16 protein-coding genes are annotated in these 22428 nt (G+C 46.1%); 5 read left to right on the forward strand and 11 right to left on the reverse strand.

Annotated features, from left to right (window positions below; translation table 11 throughout):
* Window positions 1-255: 255 nt before the first annotated feature.
* Complete coding sequence (locus JGK36_RS01455; protein WP_293179139.1) at window positions 256-798, reverse strand: PadR family transcriptional regulator; 543 nt, start codon at window positions 796-798, stop codon at window positions 256-258.
* 121 nt (window positions 799-919) lie between these two features.
* Here JGK36_RS01455 and JGK36_RS01460 point away from each other — a divergent pair, with 121 nt between their 5' ends.
* On the forward strand, window positions 920-1324 hold the full coding sequence (locus JGK36_RS01460; RefSeq protein ID WP_293195781.1) for a DUF4188 domain-containing protein: 405 nt from the start codon (window positions 920-922) through the stop codon (window positions 1322-1324).
* A 370-nt stretch (window positions 1325-1694) separates the two neighbouring features.
* Here JGK36_RS01460 and JGK36_RS01465 read toward each other — a convergent pair whose 3' ends face one another.
* Both JGK36_RS01465 and JGK36_RS01470 read right to left on the reverse strand, forming a co-directional pair.
* Window positions 1695-1910 carry a hypothetical protein gene (locus tag JGK36_RS01465; protein WP_293195784.1) on the reverse strand — a complete coding sequence of 72 codons (216 nt, stop codon included), beginning with the start codon at window positions 1908-1910 and terminating at the stop codon, window positions 1695-1697.
* A gap of 133 nt (window positions 1911-2043) precedes the next feature.
* The gene (locus JGK36_RS01470; protein ID WP_293195787.1) at window positions 2044-3183 is read right to left on the reverse strand and encodes a helix-turn-helix transcriptional regulator; all 1140 of its coding nucleotides are present in this window, start codon (window positions 3181-3183) and stop codon (window positions 2044-2046) included.
* A gap of 614 nt (window positions 3184-3797) precedes the next feature.
* Between JGK36_RS01470 and JGK36_RS01475 the strand changes: the two genes are divergently transcribed.
* Complete coding sequence (locus JGK36_RS01475; RefSeq protein WP_293179127.1) at window positions 3798-4832, forward strand: RRXRR domain-containing protein; 1035 nt, start codon at window positions 3798-3800, stop codon at window positions 4830-4832.
* Window positions 4833-4878: 46 nt separating this feature from the next.
* A complete protein-coding gene (locus tag JGK36_RS01480) occupies window positions 4879-8496 on the forward strand; it encodes an NACHT domain-containing protein (RefSeq protein WP_293179124.1) in 3618 nt (1205 codons plus the stop codon).
* 121 nt (window positions 8497-8617) lie between these two features.
* On the opposite strand, the gene JGK36_RS01485 is transcribed toward JGK36_RS01480, so the two are convergent.
* From JGK36_RS01485 to JGK36_RS01505, 5 genes are all read right to left on the reverse strand, one after another.
* Window positions 8618-8782 carry a hypothetical protein gene (locus JGK36_RS01485; protein WP_293179121.1) on the reverse strand — a complete coding sequence of 55 codons (165 nt, stop codon included), beginning with the start codon at window positions 8780-8782 and terminating at the stop codon, window positions 8618-8620.
* Between the two features lie 107 nt (window positions 8783-8889).
* Entirely contained in the window at window positions 8890-9675 is a 786-nt protein-coding gene (locus JGK36_RS01490; RefSeq protein WP_293179118.1) for a calcium-binding protein, read from the reverse strand.
* A gap of 474 nt (window positions 9676-10149) precedes the next feature.
* Window positions 10150-10935: a calcium-binding protein gene (locus tag JGK36_RS01495; RefSeq protein ID WP_293179115.1), complete on the reverse strand. Its 786-nt coding sequence runs from the start codon at window positions 10933-10935 to the stop codon at window positions 10150-10152.
* Window positions 10936-10956: 21 nt separating this feature from the next.
* A complete protein-coding gene (locus tag JGK36_RS01500) occupies window positions 10957-11088 on the reverse strand; it encodes a hypothetical protein (protein ID WP_293179112.1) in 132 nt (43 codons plus the stop codon).
* Window positions 11089-12007: 919 nt separating this feature from the next.
* On the reverse strand, window positions 12008-13231 hold the full coding sequence (locus tag JGK36_RS01505) for a calcium-binding protein (protein WP_293195789.1): 1224 nt from the start codon (window positions 13229-13231) through the stop codon (window positions 12008-12010).
* A 390-nt stretch (window positions 13232-13621) separates the two neighbouring features.
* Here JGK36_RS01505 and JGK36_RS01510 point away from each other — a divergent pair, with 390 nt between their 5' ends.
* Window positions 13622-14146, forward strand: coding sequence for a dual specificity protein phosphatase family protein (locus JGK36_RS01510; protein ID WP_293185276.1), 525 nt, complete (start codon window positions 13622-13624; stop codon window positions 14144-14146).
* 325 nt (window positions 14147-14471) lie between these two features.
* On the opposite strand, the gene JGK36_RS01515 is transcribed toward JGK36_RS01510, so the two are convergent.
* The 3 genes from JGK36_RS01515 to rnhA all read right to left on the reverse strand — a co-directional run bounded on the left by JGK36_RS01515 (window position 14472) and on the right by rnhA (window position 17203).
* Complete coding sequence (locus JGK36_RS01515) at window positions 14472-15299, reverse strand: alpha/beta fold hydrolase (protein ID WP_293195791.1); 828 nt, start codon at window positions 15297-15299, stop codon at window positions 14472-14474.
* A 195-nt stretch (window positions 15300-15494) separates the two neighbouring features.
* Window positions 15495-16133, reverse strand: a complete 639-nt coding sequence (locus JGK36_RS01520; protein ID WP_293192459.1) for a pentapeptide repeat-containing protein — start codon at window positions 16131-16133, stop codon at window positions 15495-15497.
* A 176-nt stretch (window positions 16134-16309) separates the two neighbouring features.
* Window positions 16310-17203 carry a ribonuclease HI gene (gene rnhA / locus JGK36_RS01525; RefSeq protein ID WP_293185270.1) on the reverse strand — a complete coding sequence of 298 codons (894 nt, stop codon included), beginning with the start codon at window positions 17201-17203 and terminating at the stop codon, window positions 16310-16312.
* Window positions 17204-17284: 81 nt separating this feature from the next.
* Here rnhA and JGK36_RS01530 point away from each other — a divergent pair, with 81 nt between their 5' ends.
* Window positions 17285-22420, forward strand: a complete 5136-nt coding sequence (locus JGK36_RS01530) for a CHAT domain-containing protein (protein WP_293195793.1) — start codon at window positions 17285-17287, stop codon at window positions 22418-22420.
* Window positions 22421-22428 lie beyond the last annotated feature (8 nt).

Genomic DNA, 22428 nt, shown 5'->3' on the forward strand with positions numbered 1-22428 from the left:
AACGATTCTCGGTGGATTTAATGATGTGCCTCTCTGCTAGTTGCATTCAGACTCTCCATTTTTTGACGATCGCAATAATTCTCTTGACCATTTTGACTATATGATACTATTGTTGTTTATTACTGCTTACAAACTTAATAAAGTTTTATAATACCATTTTTCTAAAGATTAGATAGAGATAAAGGACGACAAGACGTTGTAATTCTCTCGTTTCCCTAGTTTGCAAAAGTCTGTCATAACTTTAAAAAAATGGTATTATTGCAGCAACAGCAGGATCTCGTCACACCAAGCTAGCCAGCCTGTTTCGTAGTGAATCCCGCGCAGTAAAGTCATGTACTGAAATTTTAGGCTGTTTGACAACTTTTGGGGATTTGTAAATTCCTGGGTTTTAATTTGTTGATAAATCATTAATCGCTGCTGATGTTGCTGGCGGTGCACTTCGAGTTTTGCCACGATTATCTGAGGAGACACCAGATAGCCAGCATAGAGTTTGACGAGTAACTCATCTTTGATTGGTGCCATCTCCTCCGACTCAGCAATCCATTGACACAACTGCTGTTTACCCAATCCCGTCACGGTATAGATACGTTTGTCGGGTCGATTTTCCTGCTGTACGGATTCGGCTTGCAGCCACTGCTTTTCTTCGAGGCGGCTCAATTCTCGGTAAATCTGCTGGAAGCTGGCACTCCAAAAAAAACCAACCGATCCTTCCACAGAGGGATTGAAGCGCTTGGCTAGGTCGTAGCCACTGCTGGGGGCGCTTACTAAGACTGACAGAATGGCATAGCTAAGAGACATAGGCTAGGGGTTGACATACTCACTAAGTTGAATATATCATAAATTGTATATTCAATTTAGTGAATAATCGTGAGATTGAATATGTAATTTCCAGGTAGTAAGATTTTCAAGGAGTTTGAAGATGGCAAATGCAAACAGATATTCGATTTACCAGATCGATTTGCCGGATCGCGCGGAAGCAGTGGTGTTTGTCAACGGCTTTGTGGCACGCGATCGCGCGGGGTTTTTCTGGATGTGGAAAAATCTAGTGTCGATCGGCACTTCGACTGGTAAAGCTGAAGGCTGCGTGCAAGTGAAAGCAGGAATTTGTGGGCCAAAGGAAGTGATTATGGTCAGTTACTGGCGTTCAGAAGCCGATCTGAAACAGTTTTTCCGAGGTGAAGCCCATCGGCGGATGATGCAGTTTGTGTTGAAAAATCCTGATAGCCTCTGTTTGTATAACGAGACATACACACCTTCGCAAAGTGGGAAATACAGCCACGAACCGCAAGGGATGGCAACGCTTTATCCTAGTTTTGCAAAATGAGCAATAACGTGCCAAGTAGCTTGATGTTCGGGCAGCATCCCAATTTGGTAAAAAGCATTTTTTACGCAGTGCGAGCGTCTCGCTCGCGTGCTTTATAAAGCTTTGCTGTGCGGGGACAGCACTACAAATGCAAAACTGAGATGCTCCCGCTGAGGTAACAGAAAATCTGATGTCAGTTCTCGGCTAAAATCAATTAGCTCGATCTGCTTTTGCTGTGGTATTCTCATCTTTCGCTAAAAAAAAGTAAATCTAAAATCTACCAGAAAGAATTGGTTGAAAGCCGGAACCATTTGAGGGAGAAATTAAAAAGACGATTCATTACTCCAATTCTCTGACTTAAGGGTAGAGGTAGCTCTCAAACTGTCAACTGTCAACTGTCAACTGTCAACTGTTGAAAATCTACAATCGACTGAGGGCCACACCATTCGATCGAGCAAATGTTCGATCGCACTTGGGAGATTCTCGCAAAAACCAGTGTGTACCCGTTTTCTTGAGGAATTACCGTAATCGCGATCGCAAGTGCGATCGACTCGTCATTCGTCTGGGCGATCGAATCATAATCTTCTGGATTCACAAGATTTGACATGATTTTTAAATCACCTAAAGTAACCAAAGAGAGATAGAAATCGATTTTGGAAAATGAGCCGATTCTACTAAGAAGCCGGAATTCTTATCCATCCTAACAACTCCTTTGGGAATACAATCAGTAAATTCCCACTTTAACGAAGTTTCCCAAGCTGTTTCAAAGCACTTACTACCGCCTCCGCACGAGTTTGTACTCCCAGCTTTGAGTAGATATGTTCTAAATACTTTCTGACTGTACCAATACTCAGACTCAGTGTTGCCGCAATTTCTGGATTAGTCTTACCTTGCGTCACCTCAAACAATACTTCTGTTTCCCGCTTGGTTAATCCTAGGAATTCCAAAGATACGGATGATAGAGTTAAAAACTCCTCTTCTTCAAGCAACAATAGATATTTTTCCAGCGGTTGCTCAGTCAGAAAGCGTACAATTAATTGTTTTCCTGCTTGTTCTAATTTCAGCGGTAAATGAGGTGCAGGGATTTCATCACTTGGTGTTACCAGCGACAACTGATATTTAACCCATCTCTGCAAATTGTCTGGCAAACATTTTGTTGAAAAATGTGAGTCTTGAAAATACTGTTTCAGCCAATGCAAAGCTCGTTCGCTCATGAATTGAACTTGCCCATCTCCGTTGAGAGAAATAATTCCTAATGCCTCCAGAGTATGACGCTGTTCTACCCACTCCTGTTCTATTTGGGTAAACTGATTCATGTTTTGCTGGGCTTGTACCAGATGAGGGTGCAGTAAATTGAATAAATAGCGATCGCGCTCAGTAAAAATCCGATCTCCCAAAAGTGTAATCGCAATAATATCATCTTGTCCAGAGTAGAGCTTGCTCGCAGATTTAGCAGCCAAAGCAAGAGGTAGTGAAACTGCGATCAGATCCTTGATTCCTCTAGGCTGCATCACCTTTCCATACAATCCTTCCAGACGGTGCAGTTGCTGCTCGTTTAAGAAGTCTGAAACCTTATGCGCTCGATCGTCACGAGTTCGGAGATAATTACCGACTAGAGGGTTTTCGTAAAAATGCTGGTGAGCAACTTTCTCAAAATTCACTGTATCAAGGCGATCGAACCCAGGGGCGGGTTTATAGTCGAGGGAGGTAGTCTTGCTATTCTCGAAGGAGAGGGTGGTGTAGGTGTAATCTACTGCGGAAATAACCTTCGAGACGATCGCCAGCAGATGAGATGAGAAATCCTCAACGCTACAAGTTTTGTATAGTTCCTGTAGGCATCCTGAAAAAATTTGAAAATCATGCTGAGTTAAGTGTTGCATTGTCCCTGATAAAATAGTCGCTAATCATTCGGACTCGATATAGAGTAAGACGAGTTGCGAGGAGAAATAGATGCTTTTGTATCTTTTTTGTAACAATTGACTACGGCAAATGACGGGTTGAATCTAGATTTGAGATATGACAAGCTTTAAAAACAGTTGACAGTTGACCTGGGACAGTTGACAGTTGACCTGGGACAGTTGACAGTTGACCTGGGACAGTTGACAGTTGATTAACATAACAAAAACGGTTTGTAGTGCGGACTTCAGTCCGCAGCTTGAGAGCGGACACTCCCGACGCACGCGCGATCGAATCTTATAGCGGTTAAATGACACTACGAATGTAACAACAAGTCCTAAGTTCAAGTTGGAATAGTTGAAATAGTTAAAATGTCACTAACCCCTGCCTTAAGGCATGGGGCTTGAAAGAGGGAGATTCACCAACTTCTTAATTTGAGACTAAAATAGTGTCTAGACGCCAACCGCATCGTTGGGACAAAAAACTGAACAGCCTGGGCGTGGTAGCTCGAAATACGTCAAGAATGCCTCCCTAGTTTTTAACCTCTATAGCTGTCAGTGTCGAAGGGAAATATATACTCGCAAGAGACTTACCGTAAATGTTTGTACCAGTTCTAGATAGTGAAAACAGACCGCTAATGCCTACTACGCCAAGTCGTGCGCGGCGTTGGATTAAGGCGGGCATCGCCACCCCATTTTGGAAAAAAGGAGTGTTTTGCGTTCGACTCAATGTAGAACCATCAAACACGCACCGCCAACCAATAGCAGTTGGTATTGACCCAGGTTCAAAGCGAGAAGCTTTTACAGTCAAATCCAAAGCTCATGCCTACCTCAACGTGCAAACCCACGCCGTCGATTGGGTGAAAGACCATATTGAGACACGGCGAAATATGCGACGCGCCAGACGTTTTCGCAAGACGCCATGCCGCCAAAACCGAGCAAACCGACTGGTCAACAAACATCGCCTGCCCCCATCGACTAAGGCGAGGTGGCAGTGGAAATTAAGAATAGCTAAATGGCTAACCTTGATGTTTCCGGTATCAACTTTCGTCGTCGAAGATATCAAAGCCCGAAAGAGGAAAAACGCACGCAAGTGGAACGTGTCGTTTAGCCCTCTGGAAGTAGGCAAACGCTGGTTTTATCGGGAACTTACTCGTATTGCACACCTTGAAATCAAAACGGGTAACGATACCTACAATCTGCGTCAAAGTCTGGGACTCAAGAAATCAAAGCAGAAATTGTCAAACAAATTTGAGGCTCACTGCGTTGATTCTTGGGTGCTTGCTAATTGGTATGTTGGAGGACATTTTGAACCCGATAACACAGTGTTGATAGAAGTGATGCCTCTGGAGTTTCACAGAAGACAGCTACATCGATTGCAACACGCTCCCGGTCATATTCGTTCTAGATATGGCGGTACGATTAGCGCAGGGTTTAAACGCGGCTCAATCGTCAAACATCCCAAGTATGGGTTTTGCTATGTCGGTGGCTGGCAAGCGTCACCAACGAAAAAAGACCCAAACCGGAAAACAATTAGTTTGCACAGTTTAGGGACTGGCAAGCGGTTGTGCCAAAATGCGTTGCCGGGAGATTGTAAGTTTTTGTCCCCGAACTCGTGGCGCATTGCCAATTAATTGTAAAGCCGTCCTATAAGGACGGGGTTTCACACCGATTTTTCTGATGACTAAACTGCCGCAAAAGCGCAAGCGCCGAGGCGTGATTCTTTCAGATTGGGGTTTGCAGCGTCTACAGAATACCCAGGAACAATTAGCCATTGCTGAAAATGGCGGTTCTGCTTACACATTAGAGCGATTAAGCAATTTGACAGGGCTCAGTGCTCGATCGATCGGACGGCTGCGAAGTGGCAAAGCAGCAGTCGATCGCCAAACCCTAGAAGAGTTATTTCGCGCCTTTAACCTGACTATAACCGAGCAAGACTACATCCAGCCAGAACCAACAACCGCAGAACGCCAGCCTGTAAAGTCGATCGCCCAAAATTGGGGAGAAGCCATAGATGTTTCCCGCTTTTACGGGCGTACCGCAGAACTTACCACCCTCACCCAATGGATTTTACAAGATAATTGTCGGTTGGTGTGTATTTTTGGGATTGGTGGCATCGGGAAAACCGCTTTATCTGTCAAATTAGCAGAACAGCTACAAAACCAATTTAGCTACGTCATTTGGCGAAGCCTCCGCAATGCCCCGCCGCCGGAAATTTTCTTAGCAGAATTAGTCTCATTTCTCTCAGGACAACAGGATACAAAAGCAGAAATTAGCAGCTTGATTCAGTGTCTGCGGAATCATCGCTGTCTGATCGTTATAGACAATACCGAAAGCCTGTCACAACCAGGGGATCAGAGTGGACAATATCGTCCCGGCTATGAAGCTTACGGAGAAATGTTGCGCGCGGTGGCCGAAACTCGCCATCAAAGCTGTTTGGTGTTAACCACCAGGGAAAAATGCCCTCAATTTGCTCAATCGGAAGCGGGCGACTTAGCAGTACAAAGCTTGTCCTTGGGCGGTTGTCCAGAAGCCTCCGAAGCATTGATTGAGGCGACGGAATTAACTGGATCGGACAGTCAAAAACAGGATTTGTGCGATCGCTATCGATGCAATCCCCTGGCCTTAAAAATCGTTGCCACCACCATTCGAGATTTGTTCAGCGGCAATATTGGTCTTTTCCTAGCACAAAATGTTACTGTATTTGGCGATGTTGCAGATTTAATTCAACAACAATGCAATCGTCTGTCAATCTTAGAGACTCAAGTCATGTGCTGGTTGGCGATCGATCGCGAATGGGTTTCCTTTACCGAACTTCGAGAAGATTTGAATGCTGGCGTATCCCAAACGCAGTTGATGGAAGCCCTGCAAAATTTGAAATGGCGATCGTTGATTGAAACCAACGCAGGTCAGTTTACATTACAACCTGTGGTGATGGAATATGTCACGCAGACACTGATCGATCGCATTTGTGACGAAATTGCCGATCGCTCATCGCCGACTCCATTGTCAAATTCTTCCCTATTGCAAACCCATGCCTTAATCAAAGCACAGGACAAAGACTACATTCGCGACAGCCAAAATCGCATGATTTTAAAGCCACTGAGCGATCGGTTGCTGAGTCAATTGGGTTCTCAAAAAGACATCGCATATCAACTAAAACAAATTCTATATCGCCTGCAAACCGAGTGTCCGAATCAGGCTGGATACACTGGTGGCAATATTATCAATCTATTACGCCACCTTCAGATTGACCTAACTGACTACGACTTTTCCTATCTCAGCATTTGGCAAGCCGATCTTCAGGATGTGAACCTGCATCGAGTCAATTTCACCCATTCTGACCTATCAAAATCGCGGTTTACCCAACCATTAGGCAGTATTTTAAGGGTTGCATTTAGCCCCGACAGTCAACTGCTAGCAACTGGAGATAGCAATAATCTGGTGTCCCTATGGCAAGTTTCTAACGGACAATCCAGAGCCATATTTAGATCGCATCACGGTTGGGTTTGGGCGCTGGCTTGGAGTCTCTTTCCCTTGCCTCTTAACGGGGGAAACGAAGCAGGGTATGTCCTCGCCAGCGGCGGTGCCGATCGAACTATCAGACTGTGGAGTATTGAATCAGAAAGTTGTTTGGCAATCTTGCAAGGACATCAGACTACCATCAGAACCCTAGCATGGCAGCCGCACGGACACATCCTTGCTAGCGGGGACGATCGCCAGATTCGACTGTGGGATACTCGTACCAAAGAATGTTGCCAGATTTTGCAGGGCCACAGTAATTGGGTGATGTTTGTTGCTTGGAGTCCCGACGGTCAAATCCTCGCCAGTGCTTCCTTAGATGGAACGGTTCGAGTCTGGGATATACAGAATGGTGAGTGCCTGAAAATCTTATCCGAACATACTAATGGAATTTGGTCAATTGCTTGGAGTCCCAACGGAGAACTTCTCGCCACAGGGAGTCAAGATCGAACCGTGAAGATTTGGGATGCCGACAGCGGTAAATGTCTCAAAACTTTGCAAAGAGACGATCGGGCAGTCTTTTCCCTCGCCTGGAGTCCCGATAGCAGAATGCTCGCCAGCGCTAGCGGAGACCAGAATATCGCGATCTGGGATATAGAAAGCAGTCAATGCTTGCAAACCTTACAGGGAGACAGCAATTCGATTTGGAACGTGACTGTAGCTTGGAGCCCAGATGGGAAAACGATCGCCAGTGGTTCCCACGATCAAACCGTGCGACTGTGGGAGGTCGATCGCAGTCGATCGAATCAGTGCCGAAATTTCAAAACATTGCAGGGATACAGCAATTCTATGTTTGCGGCGGTTTGGAGTCCCGATGGTACGATCCTTGCCAGCAGCAGTGGCGATCGTCTGGTTCGGTTGTGGAATCCTCGCACAGGTCAATGTTTGAAAACATTAAAGGGTCACACCAATTGGATTTGGGGTTTAGCCTGGAGTCCCGATGGCACTACCCTTGCTAGCGGATCCGATGACTGCACGGTTCGACTCTGGGATGCCAGCAGCGGCCAATGTTTGGCAACCCTCGAAGGACACGCAGCCTGGGTTTGGGCTGTCGCTTGGAGTCCCGACAGTCAAATTCTTGCCAGCGCGGCGGGCGGCCTGAATATTCGGTTGTGGGATGTTAAGCACCGGAAATGCCTGAACATCTTGCAGGGAAATGACAGTTGGGTTGGGAGTTTAGCCTGGAGTCCCCACGGCAAAATCCTTGCTAGCGGTTCCCACGATGGAAATCTGCGACTCTGGGATAGCAGCACCGGTCAATGCGTGGATGTCTTGCAGGGACATGAAAGTTCCATTAGATATGTATCTTGGAGCCCGGATGGCCAAACCCTTGCTAGTGCTTCCCAGGATCTGAGCATCCGACTCTGGGATAGCTGTACTGGCAAGTGTCTGAAAATTTTGCAGGGACACAGCGATATGGTAAAAGCAGCAGTCTGGAGTCCTGACGGTGAAATGCTGGCCAGTTGTTCGCACGATCGAACTATTCGACTCTGGGATGCGGGCACGGGAGAATGCACGAAAATTCTACAGGGACATACAAGTCAAATTTGGTCTGTTGCTTGGCGTCCTGTTGTCTCGAATGAGGCAGAAAATCGCGACTTTGTTCTTGCAAGCACCAGCGCTGATGAGACGATTAAGCTGTGGGATGTCAACACAGGTGAATGTTTGAAAACTCTCAGAGCCGATCGCCCCTATGAAGCTATGAATATTACCGGAGTCACGGGTATTACACAAGCTCAGAAAGCCACTTTGGAGGTGTTGGGGGCACACAGTTGACAGTTGACAGTTGACAGTTGACAGTTGACAGTTGACAGTTGACAGTTGACAGTTGATACCCGGTTTCTTAAAGAAACCGGGTTTCTATGTACCTCACTTACCACCAAACCAGATTTGGGATCTAAACCAAATTGTTAGCTACCGAACTGTCTACTGTATCGTTGCCTCCGAGCATCGAAACTCCCAAAGGAAAATTATTGGCATCTGCGATCGACAAAAAAACTGTTTCGGATGTATTGTCGCCAATTAAGCGGCGCGGTTCGGATGGATCTGTTTGTAAAGCCATGATGTCTTACCTGATAAAAAATCTCGGTTTTGATGCAGAATTTTTGCTAGAAACAGGGTTTCTATGTACCTCACTTACCACCAAACCAGATTTGGGATCGTGGCAAATTAAAATCCTTGAACCGAGATGATATTGCCTTGAACCTGGGCTGGAGTTACACCATCAACAAAACCCAATATATTGCCGGAATTTTTAACTTTGATGAGAGTTCCTGTCGTTACAATAGGGCCAGGATTTAGTAAACTTGTCAGACCTTGGTCTTTTAAAACTTGTGGCCCGTCAAACCCCAATATAATTGTCACATTTGTCAGGTTTTCCAAAACTACATCGCCAGCAGTCAAACCCCCTGCTAATCCAATTCGATCGAAACCAACTCTGAAAAGGCTAATCAGATCCGCATTATTGATATCTGTAACTCCGGGTTCTGCTTGCAAGACATACAAGTTGCTGCCGATTTTAGGCCCAGAAATATTGTCATCAAATCCCAATAAAATATCTCGTCCCAAACCCCCAATAAGAGTGTCATACCCATTACCGCTAACTAAGAAATCATTGCCTCTACCGCCCAATAAAATATCGTTTCCCCCAAACCCATAAATCAAATCTGCATCTTGCCCTCCGCTGAGATAGTCATTTCCAGCCTCTCCACCTAGTAAGTCTTTCCCCCTGCCTCCAAATAAGGAATCATTACCCGAGTTTCCCCTGAGAACGTCTTCTCCTTCATTGCCATACACCAAATTGTTAGCTGCTGAAATGTTAACTGTATCGTCACCTTCGAGCATCCAGACTCCCAAAGGAAAATTATTGGTATCTGCGATCGATAAAAAAACGTTTTCGGATGTATTGTCACCAATTAAGCGGCGCGGTTCCGATGGATCTGGTTGTAAAGCCATGATGTCTTACCTGATAAAAAGTTGTCATTGAAATAATGAACCTAGAATTGTTTAACAACAATTAAAATTCAAATAATTACAATTTTTGGAGTTAAACAAATAGGTAAAGTCGCATGAAATTTGCAAGCTGACTATTTATGGGTCGCAGTGCCTATAAACAGACTCAAGCTTTTGATTAAAATTCTTACAAATTTAAACAGTGCTCCGACTTATCAGCACATTAACAAAATAACTCAACTCCATGAATCATGTCCAGGACAGTTAGCCACTTAAGCTAGCCACTTAAGAAAGGCTACCAAACAAAAGATTTTTTAATTTTCAAAGCGCCGATGTTAATTTTTTATGTTCCGGCACACAAATAATCAAAGACCGGGTTTTTTACCAAAATCCTTGGTTGAAGTCCATAGATTAGGTAAAAAACCCGGTTTTTTTTAGCTAATTTGTCCAGGAATGTCCTAGCAAGCGCGACAAGTCCTAAGGAACAAAGACGATATCCGAATCGGGACGAAATCCACCCGGTATTTTGGCAAATTGCTGGTTTTTAAACGACAGCGCACCAGTGCTGTTATTGTATTGAAATTCACTGACTGAAGACACTCCCATTCCACTTACCGAGACTTGGACTTTATCACCTTCCCAGTAATGAAAGTCTTGGATTAAATCAATGCCTTCATAGGCGGGGGTGGAGTAAAAAATGAAATTATCTGCTCCACCACCACCATAGAGAGTGTCATTTCCTGGTTCACCAGAAAGATTGTCGTTGCCATAGTCACCGTCGAGGTAGTCATTACCGAAGGAACCAAGCAAAAGGTCGTTGTCATATCCACCGTAAAGGGTGTCGTTACCAGTCCAACCATCTAAGGTATCGTTACCCCCCTCGCCGTAGAGTTTATCAGCAGAATCGGTACTATTGAATAAACCATTGCTACCGTTGATATAATCATTACCTGCACCTCCCCAGACGGTATCCGCGCCTTGTTCGCCATAGAGGTAGTCATTATCCTCTTCACCGAAGATCAAGTCATTGCCCGAGTATCCCCACAAGGTATCATTTCCAGACCCTCCATACATCGTATCGTTGCCCGCCCCGCCAGATGAAGAGTCGTTACCCGCCAAGGCATAGATAGTATCAGCCCCGCTAGTACCATCCAAATACGTATCGTTGAATGATGTACCGATAATTGGCTTTGCCATCGGAATTTCTCCTAAAATTTGTAGTTTGTTTGCTTGTTTTCTCTGGTTCTCAAAGTTCAGAACCAATCTGCAAATTGCGAATTAGATTCACAATCGATCGATTTTGCGATCGCACAGATACAAGCTGTCGCGATAGGTGAGCGTCGCACTAAACACATTGCTGTGAATCTGAGTTGAATGCGAATTAGAACAATCGGAAATGCCACAATAATTAAACATTATTTAGGTAATTTCCTGATTGGTTGAAATCTAACGCTGCACGCTGATATATCTACTTTGTCCTGAGTGACAGCCAATGTCCAGGACATTTAGACAGTTAAGCTAGCCACTTAAGCTAATATCAAAAAACTACCTATAGATTAAGATTGAAAGATAAATATTACTAAGATTTAATTTTTTTTTAGCAGGGTTAGATTCAGCCATTCAGTCAGTTATGCTGTCATCTAAACAAACAAAAGAGTGCCCAATGGGTACTCTTTTGTTTGCATCCGGTATTGTAACTAGCACGCTACTATAGACTTGTAGGGTGCGTCAGATTTTTATGTTTCCCAAAAGGTACGTTGTTGCGCTTCAGCGCTCTTTCTAAATATAACACTGCGAGCGAAAGATTCGCGGACGCTGTTGGGATGAACTCACTCCTGAGAGTTATTGTGTAGCAAGGTATGCGCCTAACAACTCGATTTACAGTCATACCTCATCTATCGCTCGAAAGGCTATATAAAAGAGCGCTGAAGCGCAACTACGTGCCTTTCCGGAGCGCTCAAGCGCAACTACGTGCCTTTCCGGAGCGCTCAAGCGCAACTACGTGCCTTTCCGGAGCGCTCAAGCGCTCCGGAGCGCTCAAGCGCAACTACGTGCCTTTCCGGAGCGCTCAAGCGCAACTACATACCTTTCCGGAGCGCTCAAGCGCAACTACGTGCCTTTCCGGAGCGCTCAAGCGCAACAACATACCTTTCCGGAGCGCTCAAGCGCAACAACATACCTTTCCGGAGCGCTCAAGCGCAACTACATACCTAAGATTTAGTGGGGGCAGAACATCCTGTCTGCCCCGTAAATTGCTGATTGAAAATGGTGTAATATCTGAGTTAAACGGACTTAATGTCAAGTCTGTTTAACTCAGATACAATTCAATTCATCCTCATGGCAATAGCACAATATCTCGGGATACTAAGAAGTCTGCTGGCTTATTCTCAAGAGTGGCAAACTTAACTTGACCGAAGAATAAATCACCAGTAGTCTTGCTATAGCTGAATTGGTTTAGGGAAGTAGCACCAAAACTGCGGTGAATTTCAATTTTGTCAACTTCACTTTTCTGGAAGTCTTTGATGGTGTCAATGCCTGTGGGAGCAAAATAGAATCTGAATCCATCCGCCCCTGCACCACCCCAAAGAATGTTGTTGCCGGCAAGGTCAATATCGCCACCACCAGCTAAGACATCATTGCCATTACCACCATTGAGGATGTCGTTACCACCACCACCAAAAAGTTGATCGTTATCATCGTTGCCGTAGAGGATATCGTTACCTTTCATGCCTTGTATGTCATCATTTCCAGCATCACCTAAAAGCGTGTCAATTCCATTACCACCAAGAATGATATCTCTGCCACCTCTACCATTGATTAAATCGTCTCCATCCTCACCTTTGAGGAAGTTCTTGCCAGCGTTACCCAGCATATAATTATTCAATTCGTTACCAGTGCCATCGATATCAGCAGCATCACTCAAGGTGAGGTTTTCGACGTTTGCACCCAAAGTATAGCTGATAGTGGAAGTGACTACGGTATCAGTACCTTCGGCAGCTTTCTCGGTAACTAAATCAGCAACATTATCAACCAAATAAAGGTCATTACCGCTACCACCATTCATGTCGTCGGCACCAGCACGACCATATATGATGTCGTCGCCTGTACCACCATAGATTTGGTCATCGCCATCACCACCATCTAGGAAGTCGTTACCACCTCCACCAAATAAGTAATCGCGATCGCCTAAACCATAGAGAGAGTTGTTCGCATCATTACCTAGAATAGCATTGTGCGCGTTGTTTCCCGTCGCATCAATGGCAGCGGTTCCCTTCAAATGCAGGTCTTCGACGTTCACTCCTAAAGTGTAGCTGACGGTAGATTCCACCAGATCGATACCTTCGGCAGCAGACTCAGTAACTACGTCAGCAATATTATCGACAATGTACTTATCATTACCGCTACCACCATACATTTTGTCTGCACCAGAACCACCATCAAGCTCATCATCTCCTGCTTTACCGTAGAGAGTGTCGTTGCCTGCTAAACCTGTGAGAGTATCGTTATCAGGAGTGCCATGTAGTAAGTCGTCTTTGGGAGTACCTGGAATCTTAGCCATGTTAAATTTCTCCAAAAAAAATGATGAATTTGTCTGAACTGTATCGGGCGCTAGAAAGTGTCGCGATACGTTAAGAACTTATCTACAAATTGCAAATCTAATTGGCTATTTGCAGATGCCAGATGCGGCGATAGGTGAGCATTGCACTCAAGACTTTGCTGTGAATTTGAGTGAAATGTAAATTGGAACAATAGGACAGATCGCCATACTTAAACAGCATGGGATTGATTTCCTGATTTGTTGAAATCTAACGCTGCACTTGATATATCAACTTTGTCCTGATTTATGGTGAACGTCCAGGACAGTTAGACAGTTAAGCTAGCCACTTAAGAAGTAAAGTAAGAATATCTAAAAATCTCTAAGTTATTTTAGGATTGAAATTGAGGGCTGATGTACAAGTTTGCGGCGGCTGCGGAGGATGAATTAGTTGTGTTTGGTGCGGCCAAACCGGGCTACCGCGATGAGGAAGTTGCTGGCTGGATTGATTTTATGCGGCGACAGAAGATCGATCGAGTTTGTTGCTTGCTTCCCCAGACACAACTCATCGGCTATGGTGACTTGTTGGGAAGCTATGGAAATGTTTTTGGGTGCGATCGCGTTTGCTGGGCTCCGATCGCAGATTTTGAATTGGCCGATCGCGAAATTTTAGTCGATCGCATTTTACCGTTTTTGACATCTGCAAGTCGATCGGGCGATCGGGTGGTGGTTCACTGTGCTGGCGGGATTGGGCGCACAGGACAGGTTTTGGCTGCTTGGTTGGTTAGCGGGCGGGGTTTTTCTAACCAAAAGGCGATCGCGGCTGTGAAAAAAACTGGCAGAAATCCTTATGAAGCTGCGATCGCTGCTGTTTTCAAGGGTCGAAATCCGTGGAAAGTCGCTGCTGAACTTGATGCTTTGTTGGATGATTGTCGTTGACAGTTGACAGTTGACAGTTGACAGTTGACAGTTGATCGCTTGAGTGCACTTGATAAAGGAAGGAGGAGGATTGGAGTAATGATATCGTTTCCGGTTACATCGATATTGTTTAAACAGTCACCGGAAAAGGGTTCCGGCTTTCAACCAATTCTTGGTGGTTAAAAAGTCGGTTTCTGATCTCGCAAATGCCTAAATGGTGTTCAACATAGGAGATCGATCGCCTTCAATGACTATTGACTATTGACTATTGACTGCTGACTACCCTTCGGCTTCGCTCGGGGGGCGAGCTGACTACTGTCAACTGACTACTGTCAACTGTCAACTGTCAACTGTCAACTGTCAACTGATTTGTCACTGCTTCGGCGAAGGGAACCGGCGCATCAAGCTGCAACCAGTGGCTGGTTTCTGGTATGACTGTGGTGGCAATTTGGGGGCGCAGTATGTGGAGGCTGAAAGGCCAGGAGTTTGCCGGCGCGAGGACTGCTGAGATTTGAGTGCCCGGAGTTGCTAGGATGCGATCGATCGCACCAACTGCATCGTAAGCAAACATACCTTTGTACATACCGATGAGACGATCGCGCGGCGTGGCTGCGAGGCGTGCGATCGTGGTTTCGCGCGTCGCAGTTGTACCGCCGTCGAGGGCTTGGGAGAACTTTTCCTCTGCCGCAGCGCGGTAGCTGTCGCCCGCTAGCGCTGCGAGGAAGGGAACCATCTGTTCTTCGTACACGGAGGGCGGCAGGTAGTTAAAGTCACCGGGGGGATCGGCTAGGATGACGCGGGTGATGCGAGTTGGGGCGCAGTCGGCGGTGGCGAGGACGACGAGGGAACCGAAGCTGTGTCCGACGAGGGCTACTTGGGGGATATTCAGCGCGTCGAGGATGGTGATGATGTCGGTGGCGCAGCTATCGGGGGTGTAGTCGCCGTCTGCGGGCGGATCGGATGCGCCGTGGCCCCGGAGGTCGATCGCCAAAATGCGCTGGTTTTGGCCGAGATTGGCGCGCAAAAGTGCGATCGTCTCGTCCCAGACTCCGAGGTGGTATGCCATACCGTGTACGAAGAGGACGGGGATGGGTTCTGCTTCTGCGCTGCTTGCTGCGCCCGTGTCGGTGAGATTGAGTCGCCCCGCTGGGCCGGTGACAGTCGTAATTTGCATAAAATACCTGGACTTTAACGTTGTTCGGATTGGTTCGTAGTGCGGACTTCAGTCCGCATAATGCTACGGACTGAAGTCCGCACTACGAACCGTTTTTGTCATGGTAATCGACCGGAAGCGATCTGCGCGATCGCAAATATGAATCATAATTGGAACCTGCGGCATGAATAATTTGCAGTCGCCCCTCAACTTGTTTTACTCAAAGATAGCCCCATCCAAGCAAGCTTTTTTCAAGTCTACTTTACCTAAAGTTGCACCTCTTAAATCAGCATTTGTTAAGTCAGCATTACTTAAATCTACATTAGTCAAATCGGCACCTCTGAGATTAGCATTGCTTAAATTTGCCCCAGCTAAATTTGCCCTCACAATTTGTGACTTATGCAAGTTGCAGCCACTCAAATTAGCCGATTGCATCTGTGCTGCTGCTAAAATTGCTTTATTTAAATTAGTGCCGCTCAGGTCAGCCAAATTCAATTTGGCATAACTCAGATCGATGTTTTCCAAACAAAGTTGGCTCAATTGAGCGCATCTCAAGTTAGCATTAACAAAATATCTGTCTCCCGCCGCATAACGGCGCAGCAATTCGTCAACTCCCAGCCGAGTTAAAACCGGTTCGGCCGCCTTTTGATAGCACCACGATGTCTCCAGCAAACTCGCGGCTGTTTCAATTGCTACCTTGTCGGATTTAGGTAGAACCAAGCTATTGCAGCCATCCCACTCGCCGCCTAGCATAAATGCCATTTCAGAAGCTGCTGCAATTGAGTCGCAAAGCAAAACGGTTTCTGGTTTGGGTGGCAGCCAGTTCATTAAAGCGATCGAACTCTTGTTTTTCACTGTTTATTCAGGATTTGTTCGCGTTTCTTAAATTATAAGTTAAATTATTTTTCCTCTCTGGAAACAGGTAAGGTGCGCTGCGCGCACCTACCGTTTGAGTTCTTGCAATTAGTCCTAGATATTGCAGCAGTCAGAAGGCCTTTGTCACAATCTGACTGAGGACTTATGACTGATGATTAATCAGTCGTACTAACGTGGTCGATGCGCTCTAATTGCCAGAGAATTTGGTTGCCCTCGCGGCGCACGCGAGAAACTACCCAGTTGCGCCAAACCCAGTTGTCTCCGCGGCTGGTGACAGCGCTGGCATTTACATCCATCAAATCAGCCAGTTCAGAACTGGTAATCAAGTAGCCTTTGGTGGCAACTTCGTCAGCTATGTGCAACGTCTCGATCAGGTTGCGGAGTTCCTGAACCCTCACCTCGCGGGGTAAGTTCTCCAGGGTATCGGCAGTTGAATCCATCATGGTAGAGTTGGAGATCGGAAGGTCAGAAGTTATGACATAGGATTCTATCGTTTTGTTACCAGTTGTGTCCGTTTCTTCCAAAACAATTGGGTTTTCAATGTCTAGCGGCGATGACCCAGACTCATCTGTTGTTGGTCGATGCTGTTGCAGGGCGGGAGTGCGATTGTGAGAGAAGCTGCGGGCAATTTCATCGCATCTGTCGTTGTAGAAGTCGCCGGAGTGGCCGCGGACGTGTTCCCACTTGATTTGTCGGGAATTCAGCTTGTCTAGCAGGTGCCAAAGGTCTTGGTTGACGACATCTTTGCCTGTTGAGGTTTTCCAGCCTTTGTTTTTCCAGCCTTGAATCCATTTGGTGATGCCGTTTTTAACGTATTCGCTGTCGGTGTAAACGGTGACTGGTTCGGTTTGACCGGAATTGGCAAAAAATTCTAATGCAGCGACGGCCGCCTGCATTTCCATGCGGTTGTTGGTAGTTTGAGGGTCTGCACCTCCGAGTTCGTGACATTTGCCGTCGGCGAAGCAGATGACTGCACCCCAACCGCCGGGGCCTGGATTGCCGGAACAAGCGCCGTCTGTGTACAAGCTTTTGATTGTGGGAGTTGTCATGAGTTAATTAATTTGTTATTTACGATTATTTTGTTCGCGGGTGCGATAATTGAGGGAAATTGCGATCGACTGTAGATGCCCATGAAAAACGTCAACTTAAAGATTAAAAAGGTCGGGCTATTTGTTTGTCCGTTTTCTTTGTTAATTTTTAATACTTTCGCCCAGGCGCAAACAGTTGTGCCTGCTGCTGACGGTACTGGCACTGCTGTCATCCGCAATGGTAACCGCTACGATATTAACGGTGGCAGTTTGTCGGGAGACGGGGCGAATCTTTTTCACAGTTTTGGGCAGTTCGGCTTGAATGAAGGTCAAGTTGCTAATTTTCTGACTAATTCGGCTATTCAAAATATATTAGCTCGCATTGCTGGTGGGAACCCTTCGCTAATTAATGGTTTAATTACGGTCACGGGTGGCAATTCTAATCTGTTTTTAATTAATCCTGCGGGGATTGTGTTTGGCCCGAACGCGAGTTTGAATGTGCCAGGTGCTTTTACTGCGACTACTGCTAATAATGTGGGTTTTGGTTCTAATTGGTTTAATGCGGCAGGTACAAATAATTTTAGTGCCTTAGTTGGTGCGCCAAATGCTTTTTATTTTGGGGCGAATCAACCGGGAAGTATTGTTAATGCTGGCAATTTGGCTGTGACTCCGGGCCAAAGTTTGGCTTTGCTGGGCGGTACGGTTTTGAGTACGGGGCAGTTGTCGGCACCGGGCGGGCAAATTACTGTTGCTGCTGTTCCGGGCGAGAATGTTTTGCGGATCAGTCAACGGGGGCTTTTGTTGAATTTGGAAATACCAACTGACCAGAATTTGCGTAATTCTCAACAAAGTTTAAATCCTGTTTCTTTGCCGCAGTTGCTGACAGGTTCTGCACAAAATCAGGCGACGGGTGTTGCTGTTGCTGCTGATGGTAGCGTGCAGCTTGTGGACTCTGGTTTGCAGGTGAATTCTGGGGATGTGGCGATCGCTGCTGGGAATATATCTGTACTTCCGCAGGTGAATGCGGGAAGTGCGACTGTTTCGGCGGCGGGAAATCTGACGTTAGCGGGGGCTAGGCTGCAAACTGCGGGGGATTTGAACTTGCTGGCACGGGATGCGGTGCGGGTTCGCGATCGCGTGCAGAATCCTTTTTTGGCCCGGGCTGGGGGGAATTTAGAGATTCGGGCCGATCGCGCGATCGACATTCTCACCTTAAACGCTACCGGCGGCTTATCTCTTCCCCCGCAATTTCAAAGCGGTGGCAATTTGAGTTTAGTCAGCAACGGTGTAATTTCTGGGGATGCTCACTTTGCTTCAAGGGGCAATTTTTTGGTGCGGAATCTGTCGGGAAGGCCGGGAAATTTTGTCAGTTTATTTGACCCGATTATCAGTTCCGAAGGTGATGTTTTATTGGGAGATTATACTGGGGTTTCGCTGAAAGTCGAGGCGAGGGGTAGCATTGTTGCGGAGGATATTACAATTACCGGCCCGGATGTTGGATTGCGGACTGAAAATGCGACTTCAGATCCAGATATTGCTATTTTAACTAGCAGTCCAGCCTTAATTCTCCGGGCGGGAGTAGCAAGTTTGGCAAATCCGGTGAGTATTTCTTCTGACAGTGTAGATGATGATAGTATTTTCACTTCGACGCCAATTTTGAGTGGCAGAACTTTGATTTCTGTGGAAAACATTTCCGCAGGCGGGCCAGTGATTTTGTCGGCGGCGCAAGAGGTGGCAACTAGAAATATTAATGGCGGTCAAATTAATCTCGAAAGCAGGGAAGGGGCTGTGATAGTTGGAGGCAGATTAACGTCTGCTTCGACGATTAATATTCAGGCTGCTAACAATATTAATTTGACAAATGACATCGTTCCGGCTGATATCAACGGCAATATTACTCTGAATTCGACTGGGGGCAATATAGTAACTCGCGCGATCGACACTGGGAATTCTGGGGCGATCGCACTCACAGCATTCGGCAATGTCAATTTCGGGAATTTGCGGGGTTCTCAAGTTAATGTTATCAGCAACTCCGGCGCTCTGGGAGTGTTGAACGATCCCAATACAATCGTCCCAAATACTACACCTGCCAGCGTTACAGCAACCGAGAATGTCACTTTGGCAGCTCCTGGGGACTTAAACGTGGGGAACCTCACGGGTTCGACTGTCGGAGCTACCAGCCGCACCGGAAATGTCGCTACGGGTGCGATCGACTCTACGGGAGATGTCAGAGTTGTAGCGGGACAGCAAATCATTACAGCGCCAATCACTGTTAATCCGATCGCAGCAAATCCAGTTAATCCTACTACTCCCACAGTCAATCTGGACGCGAACACTAATATTAATGTAGCATCGGTTAATGCTCCCACTGCCACCGTTGCTTTGAGAGCAACCAACAACTTAACTGCCGGAAATTTGCAGGGGGGAGCAGTGGATGTTTCCAGCACCACGGGGAATATTACAACTACTAATACTGCATCAACAGGAAATATCAATATCAGGGCTCCTGGAAATGTAATAAACTCAGGAAATTTGCAGGGTATCGGAGTTAATGTTGCCAGCAATTCGGGAACTGTTACCACTGGTAATACCAACGCTACAGGTAATGTAGATTTGACAGCTTTTGGCAATTTAAATGCCGGGAATTTGCAGGGAGTTGGGATTAATCTTAACAGCACTACCGGAAATGTCACCGCTGGTAATCTCACCGCTGCCGAACAAGTTGGGATTTCGGCGGGCCAGCAAATTCAAACCGGGACAGTTAATATTACTCGCCCTACCACACAGCCAGTTAATCCCCTGTCGGCGGTAACTCTCAATGCTGGAAATAATATTAGCGCGATCGGGATAAATGCTCCTGCTACAAGGATTGTTTCGAGAACACCGACTAACTTTACTGCGGGAAATTTGCAAGGAAGTGCAGTTGATGTTAATAGCGGTGGCAATATTGCGATCGGCAATACTTTGTCAACGGGCAATATTAATTTAAATGCGGTGGGAAATGTGACTGCGGGTAATTTGCAGGGAGTAGGAATTGATTTAACTAGCAGTAGGGGAAATGTCACTACTGGTAATATCAATGCTGCGGAAGTTGTGAGGATTTTAGCGGGAGGGCAAATCAGAACCGGGGCAATAAATGTTAATCCTGTGGTTGTCGATCGCACTTCTGGAGTAAATCTTAACGCTCAAAATGATATTAGCATTGCATCCATCAATGCTCCGGGCGGTACGGTGAATATCCAGACTCCGGGTTTGGTGCGGGTGACGGGTACTTTTGACCAAAACGGTACTCCTGTGAGTGTCTCGACTGTTGGCGGCACTCAACCGGGTACAGTGAGGATCGCCCACGGCGGCGGTGATGTCAATCCGCCGACACCTTTTGTGGTGGGAAATCCGATGAATAATGGAACGGCTGGGGCGATCGCGAGCAATGCGGATGGTACGATTACTGAGGGACAATCTTTCATAAATTCTTACACTCAGGGCAATAGTGCGATCGTCACTACCAACCAGCCAATTAATCCCAACCAACCAATTAATCCGAATAATCCGAATAATCCCAACCAACCAACTAATCCCGAGAATCCAATTAATCCGAATAATCCCGAGAATCCAATTAATCCGAATAATCCAATTAATCCGAATAATCCCGAGAATCCAATTAATCCGAATAATCCAATTAATCCGAATAATCCCGAGAATCCAATTAATCCGAATAATCCGAATAATCCGAATAATCCAATCGATCGCAATAACCCAAATTCGTTGCCACCATCGCTAATCAATAGATTTCCCTTAGATAGATCCAGAGCGGTTTTTCCCGAACCCAACCAACCCTTTAACCCCGAACAGCTACAGAATCAAAACAGAATATCGCGATATCTAGGAAAACCCGGAGACAGGCTGCCGCCGGAAAGAATGCAATCTCCGAGAGGACTCAGAAATTTCATCGTTGGAAATCCCAGAGAACCAGTTTTTGAGGCAGCATTTCGCAGCGACATCGGCAGGAACTTGGATGCAGGGAAATTATCAGCAGCTTTACCTCTGCTGGAGAAATCTTTTGGTCAAGAATTCGAGGAATATTTCGGTCTTAACATCAGCAAGGATTTACTATCGGTAGACGACATCAAGAAAAAATTAGTATCGGTGGGCGCAGAAACGAAAACGAAACCCAGCTTAATATATCTGTTTTCGCGATCGGAAAAATTAGATTTAATGTTAGTAGATTCTTGCGGTGCAGTAGTTCACAAAACTGTGCCGGAAGCGCACCGGGAAGAATTGCTGAAAGTTGTAAAGGAGTTCAGGAATGAGATTACTAATCCAGCCAGACGTAATACTACGAGTTATCTATCATCTGCCCAACAGCTTTATAAGTGGATGGTTGAGCCTTTGGAGGAGAATTTGAAGAAGTGCGAAACAGATACTATTTCTTTTGTAGTCGATCGCGGTTTGAGAGGTATGCCCTTTGCTGCTTTGCACGACGGAAAGCAATTTTTGATCGAAAAGTACAATCTCAGCCTGATGCCCAGCATTAATTTAACAGATACTCGCTACGTGGATATCAGGAAATCTGAAGTTTTAGCAATGGGTGCGGATCAATTTTCGGAATTGAATCCTTTACCAGCGGTTCCTGCGGAAATAGCGGCTATTTCGCGAGAATGGCCGGGAATTAGTTTTCTGAATGAGGGTTTCACTTTCGATAATTTGAAGCAACAGCATGAAAGCCGACCTTTTGGGATTATTCACTTAGCTACTCACGGCGAATTTCGTCCGGGACTGCCGAATAATTCTTTTATTCAGTTGTGGGATAGTCGGTTAAGACTGAATCAATTGCGTGACTTGAGATTGAATAATCCGCAGGTAAATCTATTAGTTTTAAGTGCTTGTCGGACTGCGGTGGGTGATGACAGTGCGGAGTTGGGTTTTGGGGGATTGGCGCTGCAAGCGGGGGTGCAAACTGCTTTGGGGAGTTTGTGGTATGTTTCGGATGAGGGTACTTTGGGATTGATGGCTGAGTTTTATCAGCGTTTGAAGATTGCCCCAATTAAGGCGGCGGCGCTGCGAGAAGCGCAAATTGCGATGTTGCGGGGAGATGTGCGTTTGGAGGGCGGCAAGTTACGGGGTTCGAGTCGGGGTGAGGGAGTGGAGTTGCCGCAATCTTTGCAAGGGTTTGCAGATTTGAAGTTGTCGCATCCTTATTATTGGTCGGCTTTTGTGATGATTGGGAGTCCGTGGTGACTGGTAAT

This window comes from Microcoleus sp. PH2017_35_SFW_U_B (assembly GCF_020737865.1).
Taxonomy (GTDB): domain Bacteria; phylum Cyanobacteriota; class Cyanobacteriia; order Cyanobacteriales; family Microcoleaceae; genus Microcoleus.